Raw genomic sequence first — 6,921 nt, 5'->3', positions numbered from 1 at the left:
TTCTGATTGGGGTCAACCTCTGGCAAACCGATGGTGACAATTTCTTTCTTTAACCGGACTTTGAGGCGGTTGAATGGGGGGGAGTCAGTGTAGGATTCTTTATGCTCTAGGTCGGCCAGACGGGGATCGGAACGGAGAAAGGCTAGGACTGAATCAATGGCTTGACGGGAGCCTGCGATTGTGCTATTTATGCCTTCTGCTGCGAGGAGAATCGTTCCTGTGATGCCTTGAGCTTGACAATGGGCTAGTAAGGAGGGTCGTTTATCGGCAAAGTCTGGCAATCTGACAAATTTGTAAAATGTTGCAACTACCTGGGTCATGATCCGGTTAAGGGGTGAAAAGAGTGCTGAGTTTTGAGTCCTGAGTCGTAAAGTGCCTCACTATTTACTATATTGGCGTATGGTAAGACCCCGCACTAACCTGCTATGGTCAGATTACTGTTGTGGTTTACTGTTGCGGTCACTGGTGATAGCCCATCACCCGATTACTCTATGACCTGATTACCTGAACTGACAGTTGTAAATGGTGCTTTGATCTGAATGGATGGCAGAAATGCTCGATTGCGATTGCGCTACGCCCACGCTACGCGATCGCTAAATCTAAAATCTTGATTGGATCAGGGTTTTAGCCATTACCCCCCTGACAATCATGCCAGATAAATCGTGCTATGGGAAAATTTTTTGGCTATCTTGCTTGACTTTCCACTTGGATGTTGTATAATAACAAAAGTGCGATTGATAAACTAAGCTTGATTTAGCTTAAGTTGTATTTACCTGGGGGTATAGCTCAGTTGGTAGAGCGCCTGCTTTGCAAGCAGGATGTCAGCGGTTCGAGTCCGCTTACCTCCACTAAATGTATCTATTGGTAGATTGGTGGCTAGGGTAGGCTTTAGAGTAGAAACAAAATAAAGGCTAATGGCTGATAGCTGATAGCTGATAGCTGATAGCTTAATGCTTACCATAACTAATCACTAATTACCACTAACTCTGATTCCATTGAGAAATTGATTTCTAAAAAATAGACGATATAGTTCGCAACTAGCTGTGGCTCGATTCCCGCGAATTTTGATCAAACCCAAGCTTTCCAATTTATAGGCAGTGAGCGCTTCTAATTCCACACTTTCTGTCGCCATGACTACTTCCTTAAAGGCAGCGACTAGGTCAGGATGGGGTAACAAAGCGGCTAGATAGTAACGCAAATAGTTACTATAAATTCCAGTTTGAGTTGGGGCTTCCTCTAGTAATTGTTCTAAGCTAACATCCTGTTTGGTGAGATGATACAGGGCAAGACGAATTAAACTAGGACAACGACCTACCATAGTCACTAAAGGATCAAGACGTTTCACAGCTTCGTCACCTTTTGCCCAATCCAAACCATGACGCTGGGCTAACTCTAGCACTTGCTCATTGGTAAATTCTGGGAGTTTAATGGCTAGGCCAACATTAAAGGGAGACTGATTAAGTTTTAGTGGCACATATACATCTGTAGCATGAGCTATCACCCATCTTACGTTTTGCCAAATTTCCAGTTCCCTAGCATCCTCATACCAAGAGCGTAGCAAAGACAGAAAATCCCTAGAAAGTTCTGGATACTCAAAAATTTGATTGACTTCATCTAAAGCAATAACAATTGGCCTATCGACTTCCTCTAGCAAATAGTCTTCAAAGTAAGTGGTGCAACTGACCTTAGAGCCAATGTCAGAATCCCAATAGTGATCGAGTTGGAGGGATAAACCCAATTGCCGACTGACGTTGGCACAAAACCAACGTAAGAACTTATCCAGGTTGGTGAAAACTTGGGAATCAGCTCGGTGTAAACTTAAAGTAACAGTACGAAAGCCCTGCTTCTTGGCATAAGCCACAATCCTTCGCACTAGGGAAGTCTTTCCTTTCTGTCTGGGGCCTTTAATATGAATCAGGCTACCTGGTTTGCTAACTTCTGCGTAGGTAAGCGCTTCAATAGGAGGACGTTCGATGTATAAATTGGAGTTTAGTGGTACCGGACCACTAGGAAAGTCTAGCTCTGGTACCAGAGCAGGGTATAGGGAATTACCGAAACTGCTTTTGATCCTGTCGTGATAGCTATAAATCCCTAGAGAGGATAGCTGAGCTCGGGAGTACCGCCTCAAAACTGACCGGACATTACTTTTGGTAACTTTTTGTTTGAGAGCCACAGAGAGACGTTGCCAAAGTTTGAATCCTACATCTCTAATGTAACTATGCTCATACCCGCAGCTTTCCGCAATCTCAGCGTAAGTCTTCCCTTCCCAAACTTCACAGAAGACGGTCTCTTGAAGGTTACTGAAGGAGTAATCGGGCAAAATTGTGTCCAAAACAGCTAGGGCTTCGTCTGCCATCATTGACTAGGTTGAAAGCCAACACACCAAACACTAGCTTTACTTTGACATAGAATTGCCAAAATTTCCGTGCAATCAAGCAATTTTTTCCAATTTTTTACGACTCTGACCAGCAGATGGCCCACTCCAATCTAGGTCAAATTCCCGATTTTTTCAGGCAGACAATTTCCATAGGTCTTCTTTAAAATCAACTCAACGTTGTTTAAGTCTGGTATCCCAAGACGATTGAGTGATGAAAAAACAAGTTTTCGGAGCAGTTTCAGCCCTAGCATTCGCTGCATCTGTGCTGCCTATTGCCATCCCTAGTCTGGTACCAGTGGCTCAGGCTCAAGCCGGTTTTGTGCCGAATGCTCCCTATGTTGCCAGCGCTGGAATTGCTGGAGCTGCAGGGGATAGGCATTTTATTACCGTTGGTGTGGCTGTGTTTCCAATAAATGCTGTTGTGATTGAATGCACCAATCTGGCTGGTGTTCGTAAAGCAACGGTTACTAATCAGTTTGGTGAGAGAGTGGCAGCAACCACAGCAGTGTCTAAGAGTCCTGAAGGTGGTATGGCTCTTACGGTGACCTTGAATGAACCTGTTAAACCAGGCAATGTCCTGCGCATTGTGATGGATGGGGTAGAACAAAATCGAGAAGGGGGAGCGATGCTTTATCGAGTGTCTGCTCTGACCGAAAATATATCCTATCCCTTTCCTGTGGGTACGGCAATGTTGCTGGAGCCGGTCTTGAATGACTAGAGTCAATAGGGTTGTTCGCGTAGCGTGGCCAATAGGCCAAGGTTGAAGGTTGAAGGTTGAAGGTTGTTTGGTTGAAAGTTGAAGGTTTTTTTGTTAAAGGTTGTTTGGTTAGACCTTGCACCATTAGTATTTTTATGATATTGCTTGCGTCAATTATTCTGACCTATTCCCTGTTCCTTTAACCCAAGTTCCTTGATCCAAAGTCCCCGAATTTCTGTGTCTTTCGATATCTGACCCAAGTACTTGAGGATGTTGTCAAAGGAGTTGAGATTTAGTCGTTAAATTATTGACAATACTAGACAAACTTCTACATACTTGTCTAGTATTATGCATTACAGACCTCACCAATTTGCCAAAATCGCTGGTGTCTCGGTTAGAACCCTTCAACGATGGGATGCATCGGGAAAATTGGTTGCAGACAGGACACTAGGAAACCACCGAGTTTACACCCAGAAACATATCAACGAATTGAAAGGGTTGTTACCCGATTATATGAAACGGTCTATTGTCGTTTACTGCCGGGTATCATCTCCTTCTCAAAGACCAGACCTGGAAAACCAAGTTAAAGCTATGGATACCTTCTGTAATGCCTCTGGTCTCAAAATCGATCAAGTCATCCCAGAAATTGGTGGGAGTATGAACTTCAAACGTAAGAAATTCCTCAATCTACTATTCCGTATGCTTTCCGGGCAGGTCTCTACCATCATCGTCGCTCACAAAGACCGATTATGTAGGTTTGCGTTTGACCTGATTCTTCAGTTAGCCAAGTACTCCGATGGCGAGATGATCGTGACCAACAATGAATTCCTTAGTCCCCAGCAGGAGATGCTGGAAGACCTCATGGCTATCATCCACTGCTTCTGTTGTCGGCTGTACGGTTTGCGTCGGTATCTCCAAGCGATTCAAGAAAAAATCAACAAAAACCTTGATAGTCCCGACGATTGTGCGAAAGTAGAAATGGAAGTACAAGTTTAGGTCGAAACTCCCATGTTTGGAATCAAGCGCGAACTCAAAGTCAACAACTCCGAAGCCAACTGGCTATCTCAATGTGCGGGGTTCTCTCGGTTCGTTTATAACTACGGACTGGGAATTATGAAATCATCATGGGAGTTTGAAGACATCAGAGCTTCCGATTCCAAGAGGTTGAACACAATTAAGAAGGTGTTCACCAATGTGACTAAGAAGAATCCTGATTTTGCTTGGTGCAATAAGTATCCAGCTCGGATTTACCAAAATGCGTTTCGGAATCTAGCTAAAGCCTTTAGTTGGTGGCGTGACCCAAAGATTAAAGCTCAAATGCCTACATTCAAGAAGAAACGCCATCAGTGCAGTTTTACCGTTGATGATTCAAACGGAAAACGGCTGGTAAAAGCTGGGAAGACCATCAACATCCCAACAATGGGGACGTTCAGATTAAAGGAGGCTATTCCTTACGATTGCATTTCCCAAACATTTACCATTTCAAGAGAAGCAGATAACTGGTTCGTATCGTTCTTTGTCGATGCTTGCCCAATGCCAGCGATGAAACACACTCAGCAAAAAGTCGGAATTGACCTAGGTGTTAAGTGTTTTGCGACTTTGTCCGATCGCACCAAGATTGAAATGCCCAAATCGATCAAGAAAGCGAAAATCAAGCAATCGTTGCTACAGTGGCGCAATCGTAAAAAGGTGTTAGGCAACGGTCAGACCAAGACCCAACCCAGTCAGAATGCTCAGAAATACTATCAAAGACTGAGGAAGCAACACAAACACATTGGGAACATCAGAGAGGACTTTTTGCAAAAGGAAACCACCAGGTTAGCGCAGACCTATCAAGAAATCAAGATTGAGGACTTGAACCTGTCTGGGATGCTGGCTAATCACAAGTTAGCTGAAGCCATCGCCTTACTGGGATTCTATCGGTTCTCAGAGTTGCTGACCTACAAGCAAGAATTCCACGGGTTCAAACTAACCCTGGTAGACAGGTGGTTTCCCAGTTCAAAAACATGCCACAAGTGTGACCACATACAGGATATGCCGTTGAGGGAACGAGTTTATGTGTGTGGCAGTTGTGGAAACATTGAAGACCGGGATTTGAACGCAGCGATTAACATAGAGCGTTGGGAACCCGGTAACAGAACACTGTCGATGGCAATCGATCAAACGCCTGTGGACTAGAAGTAGCCGACTACCTAGGATGAAACAGGAATTGAACATCAGACCAAATGTCTAGGTTTGTGTAAGATTCATGATGCAGTTAAGCTAGCATCAACCACATGGACAACTTAAAGGAGAAGTTTTATATGGTAAGCGAAGGTAATCTGATCGATGCAGCTTGGCAAGCGCTGGAAGATTCGATTATCGATTATCAAGGTCATCCCGTGGGCACAGTAGCGTCGAAAGACTCGGATATGGAAGCCCTGAATTATGACCAGTGCTTTACGCGGGATTTCGCGGTGTCGGCTATGGCATTGCTGATGAGGGGCAAAGGAGAAATTGTGCGCAATTTCCTGATCGAAACCCTAGGGCTTCAAAGCCGTGAAAAGCATATGGATTGCTTTAAGGCGGGTCTTGGATTGATGCCAGCTAGCTTTAAAGTGATACATAAGAAGGAACAGGAGTATTTAGGGGCGGATTTTGGGGAACATGCGATCGCACGAGTTGCTCCAGTAGATTCTGGCTTGTGGTGGCTGCTGGTGTTAAGGGCTTATGTTAAGGCAACTGGTGATCAAGCCCTTGCCCACCAGACAAGGTTCCAACGGGGAATCAAATTAGTTCTAGATCTGTGTCTGACTAAGCGATTTGATCTGTTTCCCACGATGTTGGTTCCCGATGGTGCCTTCATGATTGACCGACGCATGGGAGTTGATGGCTATCCGTTGGATATTCAAGCCCTATTCTACACTGCCTTGCAGGCGGCCAGTGAGTTGTTGTTGCCAGAGGATGATTATGTTCCTGTGGTCAAGGAGCGCTTGGGTCATCTAACTTATCATATTCGGAATTACTATTGGTTGAATTTAGACCGCCTCAAGGAAATCTATCGCTACAATGTGGAAGAGTTCGGTGAATCGGCAATCAATAAGTTTAATATCTATGCTGATACTATTCCTGATTGGCTAATGCAATGGTTGCCAGATTCAGGGGGATATTTTGTTGGTAACCTTGGACCAGGACGGATGGATTTTCGCTTTTTTGCCCAAGGTAATTTAATGGCAATTATTACGTCCCTAGCTACTGAAGAACAATCCCAAGCCATTATGAACTTGATCGAGCAACAGTGGCAGGATTTAGTGGGAGAAATGCCCATGAAAGTTTGTTTTCCGGCTTTGGAAGGTCGCGATTGGCAAATTATCACAGGTTGTGATCCCAAAAATACTCCTTGGTCTTACCATAATGGGGGGAGTTGGCCCTTCTTGTTGTGGGAATTGGCAGCAGCAGCACAAAAAACTGGGAAATCTGAACTGGCCCGTCAAGCATTAACAATTGCTTCCCAATGCCTGCTTCAGGATAACTGGCCAGAGTACTATGATGGTAAAGATGGTCGCCTGATTGGCAAGAAAGCTAGGAAATTTCAAACCTGGACAATTGCTGGCTTTTTAGCAGCACAACAGTTGATAGATAATCCGGATCATCTTAACTTAGTCAGTTTTGAGGACACTGCTGTGATGATTTGCTCTATGGATATTGCGGAAATTGTTGCCATGAACAAATAACTTTAAATTAATTTAAACTAATTTAAATTCACTTAAACTAAGTTAAAATTGGTACTTACCAAGTACCAATTTTAACTTAGAGGTTGTCTGAGAAGTCTCATTTGCTACATCCAAGCCCCCGTTGGTCCCCCAAT

Annotated in this window: 5 protein-coding genes, 1 tRNA gene and 1 pseudogene; 5 read left to right on the top strand and 2 right to left on the bottom strand. The window is 44.2% G+C overall.

Annotated features, from left to right (window positions below):
- Window positions 1-320, bottom strand: a pseudogene (locus LYNGBM3L_RS20045) (oxygen-dependent tRNA uridine(34) hydroxylase TrhO); the annotation flags it as partial.
- Between the two features lie 455 nt (window positions 321-775).
- Here LYNGBM3L_RS20045 and LYNGBM3L_RS20040 point away from each other — a divergent pair.
- Window positions 776-848, top strand: a tRNA-Ala gene (locus tag LYNGBM3L_RS20040).
- Window positions 849-970: 122 nt separating this feature from the next.
- Here the strand turns inward: LYNGBM3L_RS20040 and LYNGBM3L_RS20035 are convergent.
- Entirely contained in the window at window positions 971-2,359 is a 1,389-nt protein-coding gene (locus tag LYNGBM3L_RS20035; RefSeq protein WP_044494034.1) for an AAA-like domain-containing protein, read from the bottom strand.
- A gap of 229 nt (window positions 2,360-2,588) precedes the next feature.
- Here LYNGBM3L_RS20035 and LYNGBM3L_RS20030 point away from each other — a divergent pair, with 229 nt between their 5' ends.
- The 4 genes from LYNGBM3L_RS20030 to LYNGBM3L_RS20015 all read left to right on the top strand — a co-directional run bounded on the left by LYNGBM3L_RS20030 (window position 2,589) and on the right by LYNGBM3L_RS20015 (window position 6,787).
- Complete coding sequence (locus LYNGBM3L_RS20030) at window positions 2,589-3,095, top strand: DUF2808 domain-containing protein (protein ID WP_008187141.1); 507 nt, start codon at window positions 2,589-2,591, stop codon at window positions 3,093-3,095.
- Window positions 3,096-3,422: 327 nt separating this feature from the next.
- Window positions 3,423-4,070, top strand: a complete 648-nt coding sequence (locus tag LYNGBM3L_RS20025; RefSeq protein WP_008187139.1) for an IS607 family transposase — start codon at window positions 3,423-3,425, stop codon at window positions 4,068-4,070.
- Between the two features lie 12 nt (window positions 4,071-4,082).
- Window positions 4,083-5,252 carry an RNA-guided endonuclease InsQ/TnpB family protein gene (locus tag LYNGBM3L_RS20020; protein ID WP_008187137.1) on the top strand — a complete coding sequence of 390 codons (1,170 nt, stop codon included), beginning with the start codon at window positions 4,083-4,085 and terminating at the stop codon, window positions 5,250-5,252.
- Window positions 5,253-5,377: 125 nt separating this feature from the next.
- A complete protein-coding gene (locus LYNGBM3L_RS20015) occupies window positions 5,378-6,787 on the top strand; it encodes a glycoside hydrolase 100 family protein (protein ID WP_193374711.1) in 1,410 nt (469 codons plus the stop codon).
- Window positions 6,788-6,921: the final 134 nt, after the last annotated feature.

Origin of the sequence: Moorena producens 3L (assembly GCF_000211815.1) — a bacterium.
Classification (GTDB): Bacteria; Cyanobacteriota; Cyanobacteriia; order Cyanobacteriales; family Coleofasciculaceae; genus Moorena; species Moorena producens.
The sequence above is the reverse complement of the archived record's forward strand: the minus strand, read 5'-3'. Positions and strand labels throughout refer to the sequence as shown.